The organism is Pseudomonas sp. B16(2017), from assembly GCF_002113205.1.
Classification (GTDB): Bacteria; Pseudomonadota; Gammaproteobacteria; order Pseudomonadales; family Pseudomonadaceae; genus Aquipseudomonas; species Aquipseudomonas pharyngis.
Genome location: NZ_NEKA01000014.1, coordinates 44243 through 61753, shown reverse-complemented (window position 1 = coordinate 61753; position 17511 = coordinate 44243). Strand labels below are relative to the sequence as shown.

Genomic DNA, 17511 nt, shown 5'->3' with positions numbered 1-17511 from the left:
AAAGATGCCAGCCATTCTAGGGAGCGTAGAACACGTTAATAAGACGCAATGTGTCGTCGTTTTGAACATTAGTGCTGCAATATGACGAAAGTAGTGATCAAACTGGATGCCCGCGATCAATCTTGCTGCTGAGGATGATCGACGTTGTGGTCTTCTCCACGCCGTCTACGCTGCCGATCTGATCCAGAAGCTGATCGAGCTGCTCCGGTGAATCGGTTCGCAGCCAGGCTACGTAATCAAATTCACCACTCACCGCGCACAATTGCTGTACCTGGGCCATCGCGCTCAACCGGCGCAGCACCTCTTTGCCGGAGCGTGGCTGCACTTTGATCCCGACGTAAGCCTGCAATCCGCCGTCCACCACGCGCTGACCCAGACGCACACCATACCCGGTGATGACCTTGGCCTTTTCCAGTCGCGCCAATCGCGAAGTCACGGTGGTGCGGGCGATCCCCAATTGCCGCGCCAGCATCGCCACGCTTTCGCGGGCGTTGATTTGCAGGGCAGCGATCAACTGGCGGTCGATTTCATCGAGCACGGGTGGGCGGATGTCGGACAAGGGGCGTCTCCATGGGCGCGGATCTTTGGCTGCGCATGTTACAGGCTCGGCCGGCGGTAAGCTTGTGGGCGACACTCGCGCGGTTTTCCATAGGAACTGTCTTGATATCAGACGCTGGCAAATGCCTCGCGAAACCGTCGCATGTCGTCTTCCGTGCCAACGCTGACCCGAATCCAGGTCGGCCACTCTTTCCATACCCGGCCTACCTTTACCCGGCGATCGGCCAACGCCTGCACCACCTCCGTGGCAGGACGTTTCACGTCGACCATGAAGCAGTTGGCCTGCGACACCGTGCAGCGAAAACCACGAGCGGCCAGCCAGCTGATCGTCTCGTCACGCAGCTTCGTGTTGGTGTGCTTGCGTTGTGGCAGCAACTGCGTGTCCTCGAGACTGGCTATGCCGCCCAAAAGTGACGGAGCCGCCGGCACGTTATAGTTGCCGAACACCTCCAGTTGCTCCAGCAGGGTCGGGTTGGCTATCGCGATACCCAGGCGAGCGCCCGCCATGCCATAGATTTTCGAGAAGGTTCGCAGCACCATCAGTTCGGGATGGTCCTTGACCAACGGGATGCAGGTTGGCGCATTCGAGAAGTCGATATAGGCCTCGTCCACCAACAGAATCGTTCCCTTTGGCTTGTTCGCCAGCGCGAGCAGGATATCTGCGTGGGGCGTCACCGTACCGGTCGGATTATTCGGATTGCAGACGTAGATCAGTCCCGCCTGCGGGTCGGCCGCCAACATGCGTGGCAGATCATGGGCGTGATCAGGATTCAGCGCTATTTCGTGGACCGCGACCTGGCTGCCACGCGCCGCCTCGACAGGGTCTTCATAAGAGGGCGACGCGACGACCAGGCTGCCCCGTCGAGTGAAGGCGTGAACCGCATGCTGCAAGGCCATTTTGGAGCCGCAGAAGGTCTGAACATACTCCTCCGGTATGCCTTGTTGGCGGGCAAATAGAGCGTTGAGTCGGTACTGGATCTTGTAGGGATAACGCCCGCACAGTGCAATGCCTTCCTGCATCGCCTGTCGGGCGGTGAGTGCCGGTCCCCAGGGGCTCTCGTTGAAATTGATCAGTACCTCATCGCCGGGTACCGGTGCCGGTACATCCTGACGTTGCGCCTGTCCCCAGGATGACTGCGCGAGCAGGGGGAGTGCTGCGGCGATTCCCATGAGTGAGCGGCGAGTGACATCAACCATAAAAATTCCTTTTTCGAATCATCAGATGTGCCTCGGCTTTGGGTGCCAGGACAAAAGTGTAACGAAATGGTTAGTTGTCGATTTAAACAGGCACGAGGCAAGCCCTGTTCACGCTTTCGGAAGTCGCATGTTTTGAGGGAGATGGAACGACTGCCCCCGGGCCGGAATGGCAGAAACGAAAAAGCCGCGCGAATGCGCGGCTTTTTCATGTTTGGTGGGCCCACACGGACTCGAACCGTGGACCAAAGGATTATGAGTCCTCTGCTCTAACCAACTGAGCTATAGGCCCTCAGTAGGCCGCGGATTATAGCGACGGTTTCTCGGCTGTGCTATCCGAAAAATCTGATACGGCTATACGAAGAAACGTCGCGGCGAACTCTTCTGGTGGTAGCGGCAGGCTGACGATGTAGCCTTGGATCTGTTCGCAGCCTTCGGCGGCGAGGAACTGTTGTTGGGCCTGGGTTTCCACGCCTTCGGCAATTACTGTGAATTGCATGCTGCGGCCGAGAGCGATAATGGCGCGGACAATCGCCGCGTCGTGCGGGTCGTCAGGCAGGCCGCGGACGAACGACTGGTCGATCTTGAGAATGTCCAGCGGCAGGCGTTTGAGGTAACTCAACGAGGAATAACCGGTGCCGAAGTCATCGATGGCCAGTTGCACTCCGAGTTGTTTGAGCTGGTGCAGCACTGCCAGCGCCTCTTCAGCCTGGCTCATGATGAAGTTTTCGGTAATTTCCAGTTGCAGTAATTCCGGCTGCAGGCGGTTGTCTTTGAGCAGTTGCTCGATGCGTCCCAGCAGATTCGGTTGGCGCAGTTGTGCGCCGGCGAGGTTCACCGACAGCGGGCCGAGGGATTCATAGATCTGGCCCCACTCGAACATCTGCCGACAGGCGGTTTCCAGCACCCAGTCGCCGATTTGCAGAATCATGCCGTTCTCTTCTGCCAGCGGAATGAAATGCTCTGGTGGCACTTCGCCGAAGTTCGGGTGGCGCCAGCGGATCAGGGCTTCGGCGCCGACCAGATTGTGATCGTCGAGGCTGATTTTCGGCTGGTAATAAAGGTACAACTCCTCGCGCTCGATGGCCCGGCGAAGTTCGTGTTCCAGTGCTACGCGTTCGCTGGCCTGGGCGGTGAGGTCGCGGGTGTAGCTTTCGACCCGGTTGCGGCCCTTGGCCTTGGAGCGGTACATCGCCGCGTCTGCGTTCTTGATCAGGGTCGCGACATCGCAGCCGTCGCGCGGGTAAAGGCTGGTGCCGATGCTGGCGCTGATGAAGAACTCATGCTCGCCGGCCTGGAACGGCGCGCCAAAGCAGTTCAGAAGTTTGGTGGCGATGTTGTCGGCATCGCCGGGTTGCTGCAGGCCGGGCAGCAGAATGATGAATTCGTCGCCCCCCAGCCGCGCGACGGTGTCGATGTCTCGCAGTTGCTCCTTGAGGCGTACGGCGATGCCCTTGAGCAGCAAATCGCCGACCGGGTGACCGAGGCTGTCGTTGATGTGTTTGAAACGGTCGAGGTCGAGGAACAACACCGCGCCCTGGCCGCCGTTTTCCTGCTGACTGTTGAGTGCCATCAACAGGCGGCTTTCGAACAGAGTGCGGTTTGGCAGGCCTGTGAGCGGGTCGTGATGGGCCTGGTAGTCGAGTTTGGCCTGGGCGTGCTTCAGGCTGGAGATATCGGCGAACACCGCGACGAAGTGGGTGATGAACTTGTCGCGGTTGCGCACGGCGCTGATGGTCAGCCAGCTCGGATACAGCTCACCGTTCTTGCGCCGGTTGGAGATTTCGCCCTGCCAGTGACCTTCGTCGGTCAATTGATGCCACATCGCCGCGTAAAATGCGCTGTCGTGCAGGCCGGAGGCCAGCAGGCGCGGAGTGTGACCCAGTGCTTCGCTTTCGCTGTAGCCGGTGATTTCGGTGAAGGCGCGGTTCACGGCACTGATATGTTGCTGGGTGTCGGTGATCAGCACGCCTTCGGCGGTGCTCTCGAACACGGTTGCAGCCTGTTGCAGCTTTTCCTGCATCAGGTGGCGTTCGGTGATGTCCCGGGCGATGGTCAGCATGCAGTCTTCGTCGCCGATCGGCAGTGGACGGCTGGACACCTCGCAGAGCCGGATCTGGCCGTCGCTGCGGCGGATATGGCAGCTGAAGTCGCGAACGAACCCGTCGCGGTGCAGCAGATCGAGCATTTGCTTGCGTTCGTTGAGGTTGACCCAGATGCCCAGGTCCAGCGCCGAGCGATCCACCGACATCGCGCTGTTGAAGCCGGTGATGCGACTGAAACCTTCGTTGACCTCCAGCAGCAGGCCATCGCTCTGGCGCGACAGCAGCAGACCGTCCGGCGAGGCGTGGAAAGCCTTGGCGAACTTTTCTTCGGAGGTTTGCAGTTGCTGTTGGGTTTCCTTGAGCTGGGTGATGTCGCGCACCACCACGACCAGTGCCGGTGTGGTATCGAGCTCGAAGGGTTCTGCGGAAATCAGCCCGGTGAACACCTGACCATTGTTGCGGCGAAAGGGCATCTCCAGGTTGCGAATGCTGCCGGCCTGCAGTCGCTGAAGCAGGCCGGGACCAACACCGGGAATGCCCCAGATGTTGAGTTCGGTGGCGGTCTGGCCGATGACTTCTTCGGCCTTGAGCCCGATCTGCTCCTCAAAGGCTTCGTTGACCTCCAGCAGGCAGCCGTCGGAGAGCCGTGCAATGACCAGGATGTCCGGGCATTGCTGGAATACCGACGCGAACTTCTGTTCCGACAGGCGCAGCGCCTCTTCAGTGCGTTTGGTTTCACTGATGTCGATCATCAGGCCGCGCATTACCGGTTCATGGCCGTGTTCGATCAGGCTGACGATGTCGCGCACCCACAGGCAGCGGCCGTCAGCGGTGATCACCCGGTAATCGAGGCTGTGGTCGCGTCCAGCCAAGACTTCGTGATCGCAGAAGCTCTGGGCGCGGGTCAGATCCGCCGGGTGAATGATGTTGCGCCAGAAGCCCGGAATCAGCCAGTGAGACAGCGGATAACCGAGCAGATCTTCGGCGTGGGGCGAAACATAGCTGTAGGTGAAGTCACTGATCCGCGCTTCCCAGGCGATGGCCGAAAGACTCTCCACCAGTCCGCGATAGTGGTATTCGCTGCTGCGCAGTTCCTGTTCGAGGTCGATACGCCGGGCGATTTCCGAACTCAGGCGGCGGTTGATGCGGATCACCACCGCCAGTACGATGACCAGAAGCGAGAGCCCCGGTACACCGTAAACCAGCAGATCCGACCAGAATGTCCGGTGATCGAGGACGTTGCCCACCCAATGTTCCTGAATGCTGCTGATTTCCTCCGGGGACATATCGGCAAGCACCTTGTCCAGAATCCCCACCAGCATTTTGTTGTCCCGAGGGACGCCCATCGCCAGTTGGTAGCGATAAGGGGTTTCGCCGCTGACATACAATCCATCCAGTTTGAGCTGGCGCAGGCTCCAGACGCTGGAGGCCAGATCGCCGACCACGGCGTCCACTTCATCGGTGGCCAGGGCCTGCAGCGCAGAGCTGACGTTGGGCATCGCCACCAGGTTCAGGTCGGGATGATGGGTGCGCAGCAGTTCGTGGGGCGCGTAGTTTTCCACCACGGCGATTTTCAGGCCGTAAAGCTCCTCGAGCTTGCGCGGTTGTGGGCCGCCGACGTGGGCGAGGATGACGATCGGAAAGTCGAGATAAGGGCGGGTGAACGACAGGTAGCTCTGGCGTTCCGGGGTGGACATGATGCCCGGCAACAGGTCGATCTTGCCGTTTTTCGCCTGTTCGAGCACTACGGTCCAGCTCACCGGCTCAATGGGCGTGAGTTTGATCGCCAGGCGTTGGCGAATCACATCGATATAGTCCGCCGCCAGGCCCTGATAGCGATTCTGGTCGTCGCGGAACTCGAAGGGTGGCCACGATGCATCGACACCCAGGCGCAGGTCCGGGTGAGCCGCCAGCCAGCTACGTTCTTCATCGTTCAGAGTCAGCGCGTCAGCCGTTGCGGTCCAGATCATCAGTGGCAGCAAAAAAAGCACGGACGCCAGTCTGGGCATAACGGTCTCGTTATGGCTCGGGGGGAATGTTTCGAGTGTAGACGGGCTGTGCGCGGGGGAGGGCGGAGCTGAGTATTTAATCTGCCCTATAAACAAAACCCCCGGCCTGGGCCGGGGGTTCTGGTATCACTCGTCGAGGAAGGAGCGCAGATGCTCGCTTCGCGTCGGGTGGCGAAGCTTGCGCAGCGCCTTGGCTTCGATCTGACGGATCCGCTCGCGGGTCACGTCAAACTGTTTGCCGACTTCTTCGAGCGTATGGTCGGTGTTCATGTCGATACCGAAACGCATGCGCAGTACCTTGGCTTCACGGGCAGTAAGGCCGGACAGTACTTCGCGGGTCGCTTCTTTCAGGCTCTCAACAGTGGCGACATCGATTGGCGACTGCATGGTCGAGTCTTCGATGAAGTCGCCCAGATGGGAGTCTTCGTCATCACCGATCGGGGTTTCCATGGAGATCGGCTCTTTGGCGATCTTCAATACCTTGCGGATCTTGTCCTCAGGCATTTCCATGCGTTCACCCAGCTCTTCCGGGGTCGGTTCGCGACCCATTTCCTGCAGCATCTGGCGGGAAATGCGGTTGAGCTTGTTGATCGTCTCGATCATGTGCACCGGAATACGGATGGTGCGGGCCTGGTCGGCGATCGAGCGAGTGATCGCCTGACGGATCCACCAGGTGGCATAAGTCGAGAACTTGTAACCACGACGGTATTCGAACTTGTCCACCGCTTTCATCAGACCGATGTTGCCTTCCTGGATCAGATCGAGGAATTGCAGGCCGCGGTTGGTGTACTTCTTGGCGATGGAGATCACCAGACGCAAGTTCGCTTCAACCATTTCTTTCTTCGCGCGGCGGGCTTTTGCCTCACCGATCGACATGCGACGGTTGATGTCCTTGATCTCGGCGATGGTCAAACCGGTCTCGGTTTCCAGCGCGGTCAGCTTCTGCTGGCAACGGATGATGTCCGGTTGCACGCGAGCAATGGCTTCGGCGTACTTGCTCTTGCCTTTGGCCAGGGCGTCGGACCAGCTTTCGTCGACTTCGTTGCCCGGGAACTGGCGCAGGAAGTCGGCGCGAGGCATACGTGCATCACGTACGCAGAGTTGCATGATCGCGCGCTCTTGCTGACGCAGACGATCCAGGGCACTGCGAACACGCTCGACCAGGGCTTCGAATTGCTTCGGCACCAGTTTGATCGGCATGAACAGCTCGGCCAGGGCCAACAGTTCGGCAATTGCCGCCTTGTTGTGACGACCGTGCTTTTTCAGGGCCTTGCGGGTGATTTCCATCTGGTCGGCGACAGCACCGAAGCGCTGTGCGGCAATGACCGGATCCGGACCGCTTTCGGCTTCTTCTTCGTCATCGGAAGCTTCGGCGTCGTCATCGTCGTCTGATTCTTCGGCTTTCGCCGCTTTCGCGTCGATCGGCGGCGGCACTTCGGCGGCAGGCGGCGCAATGCCGTCGTCCGGGTCGATGTAACCGCTCAGAACGTCGGACAGGCGACCACCCTCGGTAGTGACGCGAGTGTACTCGGAGAGAATATGGTCAACCGTGCCAGGGAAGTGCGCGATGGCGCTCATCACTTCACGGATGCCTTCTTCGATGCGTTTGGCGATTTCGATTTCGCCTTCACGAGTCAGAAGCTCGACCGTACCCATTTCACGCATGTACATGCGCACCGGGTCGGTGGTGCGACCGATATCGGTCTCCACCGCCGCCAACGCAGCGGCTGCTTCTTCCGCAGCGGCCTCGTCGGTATCGGCGTCGGCCAGCATAAGGGCGTCCGCATCCGGAGCACTCTCGTGTACGGGGATCCCCATGTCGTTAATCATGCGGATGATGTCTTCCACCTGCTCCGGATCTGAAATATCCTCGGGCAGGTGGTCGTTGACCTCGGCGTAAGTCAGATACTTCTGCTCACGACCCAGTTTGATCAACTCAATAATACGAGACTGCTGTTGCGCTTTTCCGGACATAACACCCTATCCACTGAAGGTCTTGGCGGGCAAAAAACAAGCCGAGGATTATACCTGAGCTATGACCTCACGCGCCAGTTGAGGTCGGGTTTGATGCGGAAACATTGCGACTTAAAAGGTCGCGCAGTTGATTTTTCTCTTCGGCGCTCAGTTCGCTTTGACGCGCTTTCCTGAGCAGTTGTTCCAGATTTCGCTCGCGTTGGCGGGCTGACAAGCTAGTAATGGTGTCGAAAAACTGTTGTTCAAGGTTGTCTCCGTCAATCAGCCATTCCTTTTCCGCCAGCGCCTTTAGCAAGCGGCCCTGTTCGGTTCCGTGCCATCGCGCGATCAACTGAAATGAGTTTAGCTTGGGATTCTTCTGTACGGCTTCGAGCAGCGCCACCAGCAGTTGTGCGTTGGTCTGGGTCTCGTCCGCGAAGTGCCCGGCGTCCTCGACTTTCTCCGCCAGTTGCGGGTGATGCAGCAAGGTTCTCAGGGCGGCCAGGGTCGGTGGTTCGACGGCGGCCGGCACGCGTGGGGCACGGGGCTGGTCGCGATCGCCGCCACGCTTGCCATTCTTGTCCCACGGTTTCTTGTCCCATTTCTTGCCGCCGGCACCGGGTTTCTTCGGCGTCCATTCCTGCTGCGGCACATACATGTCCTGTGCCTGCGGCTGATGGTAGTCGCTGTAGTCCGGCATGGCGTCATAGTCGATGCCCGGGTCGTAGGCCGGCGGTGCTTCCTGCGGCGCGCTCTGGGCCAGCTGGCTGACGCTTTCACTGCTCAGGCCGGTGATCTCGCTCAGGCGCTGACGCATCAGGATGCGCAGGTTGGCGCCAGGGACCTTGTCGATCAGCGGTGCTGCGAGCGTGGCCATGTGGGCCTTGCCCTCCAGCGAGCGCGGGTCGGCTTCTTCGGTCAGTTGCTGGAAAAAGTAGTCCGCCAGCGGCTGTGCGTGCTGATTGATCCGGGCGCGGAAGGCGTCAGTGCCCTCGGCGCGAATCAACGTATCCGGGTCTTCGCCTTCCGGCAGAAACAGAAAGCGTGCACGGCGACCGTCCTGCAGGCAGGGCAGTGTGGCTTCCAGTGCGCGCCAGGCGGCATTGCGGCCAGCCTGGTCGCCGTCAAAGCAAAACAGTACGTTCGGCACGACGCGAAACAGGCGCTTGAGGTGTTCTTCGCTGGTGGCGGTGCCCAATGTCGCGACGGCATTGCGCAGGCCTTGCTGGGCCAGGGCGATGACGTCCATATAGCCCTCGACGACGATGATTTCGTCGAGGTTGCGATTGTTCTTGCGTGCTTCGTAGAGGCCGTAGAGTTCCTGGCCTTTATGGAACACGGGGGTTTCCGGCGAGTTCAGGTACTTTGGCTTGTCGTCGCCGAGCACTCGGCCGCCGAAAGCGATGATCCGCCCGCGGGTGTCGCGGATCGGGAACATCACGCGATCGCGAAAGCGGTCGTAGCGTTTGCCGGTTTCGGCGTTTTCGATCAGCAGGCCGGCATCGATCATGGCTTTCTGCTGCAAGGTGTCGCTGCTCAAGTGTTTGAACAGGTTGTCCCAACCCGGTGGGGCGAATCCGAGGCCGAAGTCCCGGGCGATTTCGCCGGTCAGGCCGCGCCCCTTGAGGTAATCCACTGCCGCCTTGCGTGCCGGATGGCTCTTGAGCGCCTGTCGATAAAAGTCGGCGGCGGCGGTGAGCAGTGGATAAAGTGGCGAGTCGGTCGGCTGGCGCGGTTTGTTCGTGCGACCGCCTTCTTCCCGTGGGACTTCCATGCCGGCGGCTTTGGCGAGGTCTTCGACGGCCTGGGGGAAGTCCAGGTTATCGTGATCCATCAGAAAACCGAGGGCGTTGCCGCCGGCGCCGCAGCCGAAACAGTAATAGAACTGTTTGTCGGGGCTGACGCTGAACGACGGGGTTTTCTCTTTATGGAACGGGCAGCAGGCGGTGTAGTTTTTGCCGGCCTTCTTCAATTGCACGCGCGAGCTGACCACGTCGACGATGTCGGTGCGGTTCAGAAGGTCGTCAATGAAGCTCTGGGGAATCAGCCCGGCCATGGCGTTCTCGTCTGCGCTGTAATGGATCCGATGCGAAAGGCGGCCAGACGCGGGTCAATGAGTGATGCGCGCACGTGGGGCGGCTCGACCGGTGTCGTTTGCGTAATCGCTGTCGGGAAGTGTATCTGCCGAAAATCCACTGACGTTAGTAATCATCAGTCTTCGACTATTCGAAAATGTTGCGCTGAATCCGCTGACGGCTGGTAATCGGCCTCGGATAGCTCATGAAGCGGGCACGCAAGCAGGTGCCTTGGGCTGATCGTCGTAAGAGGAATCAGTGGGTGTGCTCGTCAGTAGCCTTGAAAGGCTCGTCAGAAAAGACGTGCACCGCTGGCAAAAGAGCCAGGCCTGACGCGGTGAAGCGGGTTTGTCTCGGTCGCATCTGCGGCTTCGACGGTGAAGCATCAAGCGTTTTACGCAAATGCCATTAGCCCGGCTGAGGGCCGGGCTTGGCAGAAGCTTGCTACGATCGTCTGTGTATTAGTACAGACGAACGGCGCGGCGCTGTTCGCGCTGAACTTTCTTGGCGTGACGCTTAACAGCAGCAGCTGCCTTGCGCTTACGCTCAGAAGTTGGCTTCTCGTAAAATTCGCGGCTACGAACTTCAGCCAGTACACCGGCTTTTTCGCAGGAGCGCTTGAAACGACGCAGAGCTACGTCGAAGGGTTCGTTCTCTTTAACTTTGACGGCTGGCATCCAGAGCTACCTTCATTCATTACCGGGGTCAACATCCTCGCGGCAAAAGAGCACTTGAAGACGTCGGTTTTTAAGGGTTGCGGATGTTAACCCCTCATCGCTCGGAATGCAAAGCCTCTGATCGAAAACCGCTGGTCGGGGCATCACGCGGCGACTATTATGCGCGCCTTCGAATTCAGCCTAAACAAGGCGCAAACCCATGCTAGTACTGGGATTAGAAACTTCCTGCGACGAAACCGGCGTCGCTTTGTACGACAGTGAGCGCGGTCTGCTGGCCGACGCGCTGTTCAGCCAGATCGACCTGCACCGCGTCTATGGCGGCGTGGTGCCGGAGCTCGCCTCGCGCGATCACGTCAAGCGCATGCTGCCCCTGATTCGTCAGGTGTTGGCCGAGGCCGACTGCGTGCCGACCGAGATCGATGCCATCGCCTACACCGCGGGTCCTGGCCTGGTCGGGGCGCTGCTGGTGGGAGCTTCGTGCGCCCAGGCGCTGGCGTTTGCCTGGGGCATTCCGGCGCTCGGCGTGCATCACATGGAAGGCCATTTGCTGGCGCCGATGCTGGAGCCAAAACCGCCGGAATTCCCGTTCGTCGCTTTGTTGGTCTCCGGTGGTCATACGCAGCTGGTTCAGGTCGATGGCATCGGCCAATACAGCCTGCTCGGCGAGACGCTGGACGATGCCGCGGGCGAAGCGTTCGACAAGACCGCAAAAATGATGGGCCTGAATTATCCGGGCGGACCGGAAATCGCCAAGCTGGCAGAGAAGGGCGTCGCAGGACGTTTCACCTTCCCGCGTCCGATGTGTGATCGCCCGGGCCTGGATTTCAGCTTCAGCGGCCTGAAGACCTTCGCCCTCAACACCTGGCAGCAATGCGTCAGCGCCGGGGACGACAGCGAGCAAGCCCGTTGCGACATCGCGCTGGCGTTCCAGCAGGCCGTGGTGGAGACTTTGACCATCAAGTGCAAGCGTGCCCTCAAGCAGGCCGGCATGAAACGTCTGGTGATCGCCGGCGGCGTCAGTGCCAACAAGGCGTTGCGTGTTTCGCTGGAGAAAATGCTCGGCGACATGAAGGGCGATGTGTTTTATGCCCGTCCCGAGTTTTGCACCGATAACGGCGCGATGATCGCGTTTGCCGGCTGCCAGCGTTTGCAGGCTGGTCAGCAAGAGAGTCTGGCGATCAGCGTGCAGGCGCGCTGGCCGATGGAGCAGTTGTCGGCGCTGTGATGAGCGGCGCTCACGTGCGGTATTTAAAAATGCCGTTCGCGCCCGGCGAACAGGTCGCGTAGATTGCCCCGGTGGCGCCAGACGATCAGCAGTGTCAGCGTGCTCATCGGCAACAGCGCCGCCGGTTCCTGCCAGGCCAGTAACGGCAGGGTCAGCGGAGTGGCGATCAACGCCGCCAGCGAGCTGGTGCGGGTCAGGTAGAACGTCAGCAGCCAGGCGCACACGGCCAGCAACGCGGCAGGTGGATACAGTCCCAGCAGCATGCCGGCCGCCGTGGCAACGCCCTTGCCACCGCGAAAGCGGAAGTACAACGGGAACAGGTGACCGATCACGGCGCAGACGCCGATCCACGCCTGATCCTGCAGCGAAAGGCCTACAGCCGAAGCGATCAGCACCGGCAGCAGGCCTTTGCACAGATCACCCAGCAGGGTCAGGATCGCGAGTTTGCGTCCGGCCAGGCGCAGCATGTTGGTGGCGCCGGCATTACCCGAGCCACTCATTCGCGGATCCGGATTTCCGGTCAGGCGGCTGAGCAAAATGGCGAAGGACAGAGAGCCGAGCAGGTAGGCGAGGATCGCCAGTAACCAAAACATGCTAACTATTCCGGGCGAGGACGCCCTGATTCTAACGGCGCATTGCGCCCTTGTCGTGCAGCGGAGAGAAGTGCTTGGACAGAGTGTTTATCGAGGGCCTGGAAGTCGACACCGTGATCGGTGCCTACGACTGGGAGCGCGGCATCCGACAGTGCCTGCGTCTTGATCTGAGCTTCGCCTGGGACAATCGGCCGGCCGCCGCCGGTGACGACCTGACCCTGGCGCTCGATTACGCCAGTGTGTCCACGCGGATCCAGGCCTTTGCCGAGCAATCCCAGTATCAACTGGTCGAGACTTTCGCCGAACGTCTGGTTGAAGCGCTGATGAGTGAATTCAAGATCACCTGGGTGCGCCTGAAGCTGACCAAGCCAGGTGCCGTACCGGCCGCCAAGGGTGGCGTGGGTGTGGAGATCGAGCGCGGATGTCGCTGACCCAGGTCTATCTCGGGCTCGGTAGCAATATCGAGCGCGAAACCCATTTGCAGGCCGGTCTGGATGCCTTGTCCACGTTTCTGGTGGATATCCGCTGTTCGCCTGTGTTCGAAAGCCAGCCGGTGGGGATCAAGAGCGGGCCGTTCTTCAACTTCGTGGTGTCGGCTTTTACGGATCTGCCGTTGATCGAGCTGGATCGCCGCTTGAAGTTCATTGAAGCGGACAACGGTCGTTATGCGCCGGATCGCAAGGGCTTGCCGCTGGATATCGACGTGCTGCTGTACGGCGATCTGGCGGGCAACTTCGATGGACTGGTCCTGCCTCGGGCGGAAATCCTGAAAAATGCCTTTGTGCTGTGGCCGCTGTCTTTGATTGCGCCGGATCGGGTGCATCCTGGTGTGGGAAAAAGCTTTGCGACATTGTGGGCTGAGGCGCAGATCGATCAGGTGCTTGCACCGGTCGGATTTGAGTGGCGCGGTACTCAGCTCACGCCTTCGGGCATGCGTTGAACTGCCTGATCCGTCCTCGCAAGGGCGGATCACCTGATTTCAGAACGCTGCCGACTCCTTGTAAGCCTTTAGCGCCTTTAGCCGTTCGCGCTTGAGTGCCTCGCCCAGTTCCGGGCCCTTGAATCCCTTCTCCAGCAACGGCTGTACCGCCACGCTGCGCGCCACATTAGCCGCACCGCGCAGGTAATCGGCCTGTGGATAACTGCGCTGCTCAAGCCCTTTGCGGCCTCGGGCGTCCATCTCGCACGCGGCGATAAATTCTTCGAAACGCTGTGGTCGACGGTAAATGTCAAAGCTTTGCAGCAACTCAAGCAAAGTCGACGCTTTCAACTCCAGGGCGCGATGCCCGTGGGTGTGATATTGGCCGACCAGCAAGGCCAACTCCTGACAGTCCTTCGGTGCCTTGAAGCGTTCGTTGACCGCTTTGATCAATGTCAGGCCTTTGTGCTCATGGGCGATATGTCGTGGCCATTCCGCCTCTGGCGTCAGGCCTTTGCCGAGGTCGTGCAGCAGGCAGGCCCAGCGCACGGTCAGCGGTTGCTTGTGCAGGGCCGATTGCTCGAGCACGCTCAGGGTGTGAATGCCGCTGTCGATTTCCGGGTGATGGGCTTCCGGTTGCGGCACGCCGAACAAGGCATCGACCTCTGGCATCAGCACCTTCAAGGCGCCGCAATCGCGCAGCACCTGAATGAAAACCTGGGGCTGATCTTCCATCAGTGCGCGGGAAATCTCTTTCCAGCTGCGTTCGGCGGTAAGGGCTTCCAGTTCGCCCGATTCGCTGAGCTGACGCATCAGCTCCAGGGTCTCGGGCGCCACCTTGAAACCGAGCTCCGCGTAGCGGGCAGCAAAGCGCGCAACACGCAGAACCCTGAGCGGATCTTCGGCAAACGCCGGGGAAACGTGACGCAGAATCCGTTCTTCGAGATCGCGCTGGCCATGATAGGGATCCGTCAGGTTTTGCTGATCGTCTTCGGCCATGGCGTTGATCGTAAGATCACGGCGGATCAGGTCCTCTTCAAGCGTGACCTCGGGGCTGGCGTGAAAGGTGAAGCCACCATAACCGCGACCGCTCTTGCGCTCGGTGCGGGCGAGGGCGTACTCCTCGCCGCTTTTCGGGTGAAGAAACACCGGGAAATCCGCGCCGACCGGGCGAAATCCCTTGGCAAGCATTTCTTCCGTGGTCGCGCCGACCACCACCCAATCGATATCGGTGACCGGTTTGCCCAGCAGGCGATCACGTACCGCACCGCCGACCTTGTAAATCTGCATAAAAAACCTCCGTTGGCCCGACAGGATAACCCTTGCGCCGGACTTTCGGAGGCCTGAACGGGATCAAAGATGAATGACGGCCAGGTCGAGTCGACCGTAGTCCCCCTCGCTGTGTTCGCTGCGGGGCGGAACATGATGGGTCTTCATGATCTGGTCGCCCTGCAGGGTTTCCAGATGAATGTCGAAGCCCCACAGCCGGTGCAGGTGTTTCAGGACCTCCTCGGTGGAGTCGCCCAGCGGTTTGCGGTCGTGTTGCTGGTGGCGCAGGGTCAGCGAGCGGTCGCCGCGGCGGTCGATGCTGTAGATCTGCACGTTCGGTTCGCGGTTGCCCAGGTTGTATTGCGCCGCGAGCGTTTCGCGAATGATCCGGTAGCCGCCCTCGTCGTGGATCGCGGGCACCAGCAGATCGTCCTTCTGGTCGTCATCGAGGATGCTGAACAGCTTAAGGTCGCGGATCACCTTGGGTGACAGGTATTGCAGGATGAAACTCTCATCCTTGAAGCTGCTCATGGCGAACTTGATGGTCGATAACCAATCGCTGCCGGCGATGTCCGGGAACCAGCGGCGGTCCTCCTCCGTGGGTTCTTCGCACATGCGCCGGATGTCGCGATACATGGCAAAGCCCAGGGCATACGGGTTGATGCCGTTGTAATACGGGCTGTCGAACCCAGGCTGGAACACCACGCTGGTGTGGGACGTCAGGAACTCCATCATGAAGCCGTCGGTCACCAGGCCTTCGTCGTACAGATCGTTCATCAGCGTGTAGTGCCAGAACGTCGCCCAGCCTTCGTTCATCACCTGGGTCTGGCGCTGTGGATAGAAATACTGGGCGATCTTGCGCACGATCCGCACGATCTCGCGCTGCCAGGGTTCCAGCAGCGGGGCGTGTTTCTCGATGAAATACAGAATGTTTTCCTGCGGTTCGGCCGGGAAGCGTGCGTTGTCCTTGTCGCTGTACTTGTCTGCGCCTTTGGGGATGGTGCGCCACAGGTCGTTGATCTGCTTCTGCAGGTGTTCTTCGCGATCCTTCTGCCGACGCCGCTCTTCTTCGGCGGAAATCGGGTACGGACGTTTATAGCGGTCGACACCGTAGTTCATCAGGGCATGGCAGGAGTCGAGCAGATCCTCCACCGCATCGATGCCGTGGCGCTCTTCGCACTGCATGATGTACTGCTTGGCGAACACCAGGTAATCGATGATCGAACTGGCGTCGGTCCAGGTGCGGAACAGATAGTTGCCCTTGAAGAAGCTGTTGTGGCCGTAGCAGGCATGCGCAACCACCAGCGCCTGCATGCAGATGGTGTTTTCTTCCATCAGGTAGGCGATGCACGGGTCCGAGTTGATCACGATCTCGTACGCCAGCCCCATTTGCCCGCGACTGTAGGATTTTTCGGTGCTGAGGAAGTGCTTGCCGTAGGACCAATGGTGATAGCCCAGCGGCATGCCGACCGACGCATAGGCGTCCATCATCTGTTCGGCGGTGATCACTTCGATCTGGTTGGGATAGGTATCCAGGGCATAGCGGGCCGCGATACGGGCGATTTCACGGTCGTACGTCTGGATCAGCTCGAATGTCCATTCCGAGCCGGTGGAAATGGGTTGGCGCTTCTGCTCTTTGGCGGTCATGTCACTAACCTGCGCTGGAAGAGTTCACGGAAGACCGGATAGATATCCCCGGCCGAGACCAGTTGTTGCTGGGCAAAAGTGTCGGAAAAGGCTTCGGCGATGCGCTCGTATTCGTACCACAAGGCCTGATGTTCGCGCGGGGTGATCTCCACGTAAGTGTAGTACTGCACGAATGGCATGATCTGGTTGATCAGGATGTCGCGGCAGATCGGCGAGTCGTCGTTCCAGTTGTCGCCGTCGGAAGCCTGGGCGGCGTAAATGTTCCACTCGTTGCTCGGGTAGCGCTCGGCCATGATCTCCTGCATCAGCTTGAGTGCACTGGAAACGATGGTGCCGCCGGTCTCGCGGGAATAGAAAAACTCTTCTTCGTCCACTTCCCGGGCGCTGGTGTGGTGGCGGATGAACACCACGTCGATCTTGTCGTAGTTCCGCTTGAGGAACAGGTACAACAGGATGAAGAAGCGCTTGGCGATGTCCTTGGTCGCCTGGGTCATGGAGCCGGAAACGTCCATCAGGCAGAACATCACGGCTTTGGAGCTGGGATTGGGTTGCTTGACCAGCAGGTTGTATTTCAAATCGAAGGTATCGAGAAACGGCACGCGATGGATACGCGCACTGAGTCGCTCGATTTCTGCTTCAAGATCCTGGATATCGCCGAAGTTGTCCGGCTCTTCCCGTTTCAGCCGAGCCAACTCCTCTTTGGCTTCCCGCAATTTGGCGCGGCTGCTGCCCGACAACGCAATGCGCCGTGCATGAGCCGAACGCAGGGTACGGATGATGTTGATCCGCGACGGGTTGCCCTCGTTGCTGATCCCCGCACGTACCGTCTTGAAGGTGTCGGTGCCGGTCAGGTTGCGCTTGACGAGGTTGGGCAGTTCGAGGTCCTCGAACATGAATTCAAGGAATTCTTCCTGGGTGATCTGGAAGACGAACTCGTCCATGCCTTCGCCGGAGTTGCCAGCCTTGCCTGGCCCACGGCCACCTCCGCCTCCCGGCGGACGGGCAATATGTTCGCCGGCGGTGAACTCCTTGTTGCCGGGATGGACCACGGTCTGCTTGCCGCCGCGACCATGGTGAAGCACCGGCTCGTCGATATCGCGACCGGGAATGCTGATCTGCTCACCGTGCTCCATATCGGTAATGGAACGCCGGCTGACCGCCTCTTCGACAGCCTTCTTGATGTGGTCACGGTAACGCCGCAGGAAGCGCTGACGGTTCACCGTGCTCTTGTTCTTGCCATTGAGACGTCGGTCGATCACATAGCTCATAGGAGGCCCTCCGGGCAGCTTCAAGTAGTGAGCTGCGAGCCGCAAGTGCAGGCATATGCCCTGGCATCAGGCTCATGCG

Annotated in this window: 13 protein-coding genes and 1 tRNA gene; 3 read left to right on the top strand and 11 right to left on the bottom strand. The window is 59.9% G+C overall.

What is annotated here, in order from left to right:
• Positions 1-97 precede the first annotated feature (97 nt).
• The 7 genes from CAG25_RS22095 to rpsU form a co-directional block, all read right to left on the bottom strand.
• The gene (locus tag CAG25_RS22095) at positions 98-559 is read right to left on the bottom strand and encodes an Lrp/AsnC family transcriptional regulator (protein WP_064599860.1); all 462 of its coding nucleotides are present in this window, start codon (positions 557-559) and stop codon (positions 98-100) included.
• A 107-nt stretch (positions 560-666) separates the two neighbouring features.
• Positions 667-1755: a pyridoxal phosphate-dependent aminotransferase gene (locus CAG25_RS22090; RefSeq protein WP_085612940.1), complete on the bottom strand. Its 1089-nt coding sequence runs from the start codon at positions 1753-1755 to the stop codon at positions 667-669.
• Between the two features lie 212 nt (positions 1756-1967).
• Positions 1968-2044 (bottom strand) — tRNA-Ile (locus CAG25_RS22085).
• 15 nt (positions 2045-2059) lie between these two features.
• A complete protein-coding gene (locus tag CAG25_RS22080) occupies positions 2060-5806 on the bottom strand; it encodes a bifunctional diguanylate cyclase/phosphodiesterase (protein WP_085612939.1) in 3747 nt (1248 codons plus the stop codon).
• Positions 5807-5932: 126 nt separating this feature from the next.
• Positions 5933-7780 (bottom strand): RNA polymerase sigma factor RpoD, encoded by a 1848-nt coding sequence (gene rpoD / locus CAG25_RS22075; RefSeq protein ID WP_039768067.1) that lies wholly within the window; start codon positions 7778-7780, stop codon positions 5933-5935.
• Between the two features lie 67 nt (positions 7781-7847).
• Complete coding sequence (gene dnaG, locus CAG25_RS22070) at positions 7848-9815, bottom strand: DNA primase (RefSeq protein ID WP_085612938.1); 1968 nt, start codon at positions 9813-9815, stop codon at positions 7848-7850.
• 480 nt (positions 9816-10295) lie between these two features.
• Positions 10296-10511 (bottom strand): 30S ribosomal protein S21, encoded by a 216-nt coding sequence (gene rpsU, locus CAG25_RS22065; RefSeq protein WP_002551877.1) that lies wholly within the window; start codon positions 10509-10511, stop codon positions 10296-10298.
• 199 nt (positions 10512-10710) lie between these two features.
• Here rpsU and tsaD point away from each other — a divergent pair, with 199 nt between their 5' ends.
• On the top strand, positions 10711-11736 hold the full coding sequence (gene tsaD, locus CAG25_RS22060; protein ID WP_039768071.1) for a tRNA (adenosine(37)-N6)-threonylcarbamoyltransferase complex transferase subunit TsaD: 1026 nt from the start codon (positions 10711-10713) through the stop codon (positions 11734-11736).
• Positions 11737-11759: 23 nt separating this feature from the next.
• Here the strand turns inward: tsaD and plsY are convergent, their stop codons facing one another.
• Positions 11760-12329 carry a glycerol-3-phosphate 1-O-acyltransferase PlsY gene (gene plsY / locus CAG25_RS22055; RefSeq protein WP_064599851.1) on the bottom strand — a complete coding sequence of 190 codons (570 nt, stop codon included), beginning with the start codon at positions 12327-12329 and terminating at the stop codon, positions 11760-11762.
• 74 nt (positions 12330-12403) lie between these two features.
• Here plsY and folB point away from each other — a divergent pair, with 74 nt between their 5' ends.
• Together folB and folK are read left to right on the top strand one after the other, a co-directional pair.
• Positions 12404-12760: a dihydroneopterin aldolase gene (gene folB, locus CAG25_RS22050; RefSeq protein WP_085612937.1), complete on the top strand. Its 357-nt coding sequence runs from the start codon at positions 12404-12406 to the stop codon at positions 12758-12760.
• A complete protein-coding gene (folK, locus tag CAG25_RS22045) occupies positions 12751-13269 on the top strand; it encodes a 2-amino-4-hydroxy-6-hydroxymethyldihydropteridine diphosphokinase (protein ID WP_085612936.1) in 519 nt (172 codons plus the stop codon). Before folB ends, folK begins: the two co-directional genes overlap by 10 nt.
• A gap of 39 nt (positions 13270-13308) precedes the next feature.
• Here the strand turns inward: folK and CAG25_RS22040 are convergent, their stop codons facing one another.
• From CAG25_RS22040 to CAG25_RS22030, 3 genes are all read right to left on the bottom strand, one after another.
• Complete coding sequence (locus CAG25_RS22040; protein ID WP_085612935.1) at positions 13309-14538, bottom strand: multifunctional CCA addition/repair protein; 1230 nt, start codon at positions 14536-14538, stop codon at positions 13309-13311.
• A gap of 63 nt (positions 14539-14601) precedes the next feature.
• Complete coding sequence (locus tag CAG25_RS22035; RefSeq protein ID WP_064599843.1) at positions 14602-16164, bottom strand: SpoVR family protein; 1563 nt, start codon at positions 16162-16164, stop codon at positions 14602-14604.
• Entirely contained in the window at positions 16161-17432 is a 1272-nt protein-coding gene (locus CAG25_RS22030) for a YeaH/YhbH family protein (RefSeq protein ID WP_064599841.1), read from the bottom strand. The genes CAG25_RS22035 and CAG25_RS22030 overlap by 4 nt, the downstream gene beginning before the upstream one ends.
• Positions 17433-17511 lie beyond the last annotated feature (79 nt).

Excerpts from the sequence above, each read along its gene's own strand:
- CAG25_RS22090 (WP_085612940.1), bottom strand. The coding sequence starts at position 1,755 with ATGGTTGATGTCACTCGCCGCTCACTCATGGGAATCGCCGCAGCACTC.
- tsaD (WP_039768071.1), top strand. The coding sequence starts at position 10,711 with ATGCTAGTACTGGGATTAGAAACTTCCTGCGACGAAACCGGCGTCGCT.
- CAG25_RS22040 (WP_085612935.1), bottom strand. The coding sequence starts at position 14,538 with ATGCAGATTTACAAGGTCGGCGGTGCGGTACGTGATCGCCTGCTGGGC.
- rpsU (WP_002551877.1), bottom strand. The coding sequence starts at position 10,511 with ATGCCAGCCGTCAAAGTTAAAGAGAACGAACCCTTCGACGTAGCTCTG.
- rpoD (WP_039768067.1), bottom strand. The coding sequence starts at position 7,780 with ATGTCCGGAAAAGCGCAACAGCAGTCTCGTATTATTGAGTTGATCAAA.
- folK (WP_085612936.1), top strand. The coding sequence starts at position 12,751 with ATGTCGCTGACCCAGGTCTATCTCGGGCTCGGTAGCAATATCGAGCGC.
- CAG25_RS22030 (WP_064599841.1), bottom strand. The coding sequence starts at position 17,432 with ATGAGCTATGTGATCGACCGACGTCTCAATGGCAAGAACAAGAGCACG.
- CAG25_RS22035 (WP_064599843.1), bottom strand. The coding sequence starts at position 16,164 with ATGACCGCCAAAGAGCAGAAGCGCCAACCCATTTCCACCGGCTCGGAA.
- dnaG (WP_085612938.1), bottom strand. The coding sequence starts at position 9,815 with ATGGCCGGGCTGATTCCCCAGAGCTTCATTGACGACCTTCTGAACCGC.
- plsY (WP_064599851.1), bottom strand. The coding sequence starts at position 12,329 with ATGTTTTGGTTACTGGCGATCCTCGCCTACCTGCTCGGCTCTCTGTCC.
- CAG25_RS22080 (WP_085612939.1), bottom strand. The coding sequence starts at position 5,806 with ATGCCCAGACTGGCGTCCGTGCTTTTTTTGCTGCCACTGATGATCTGG.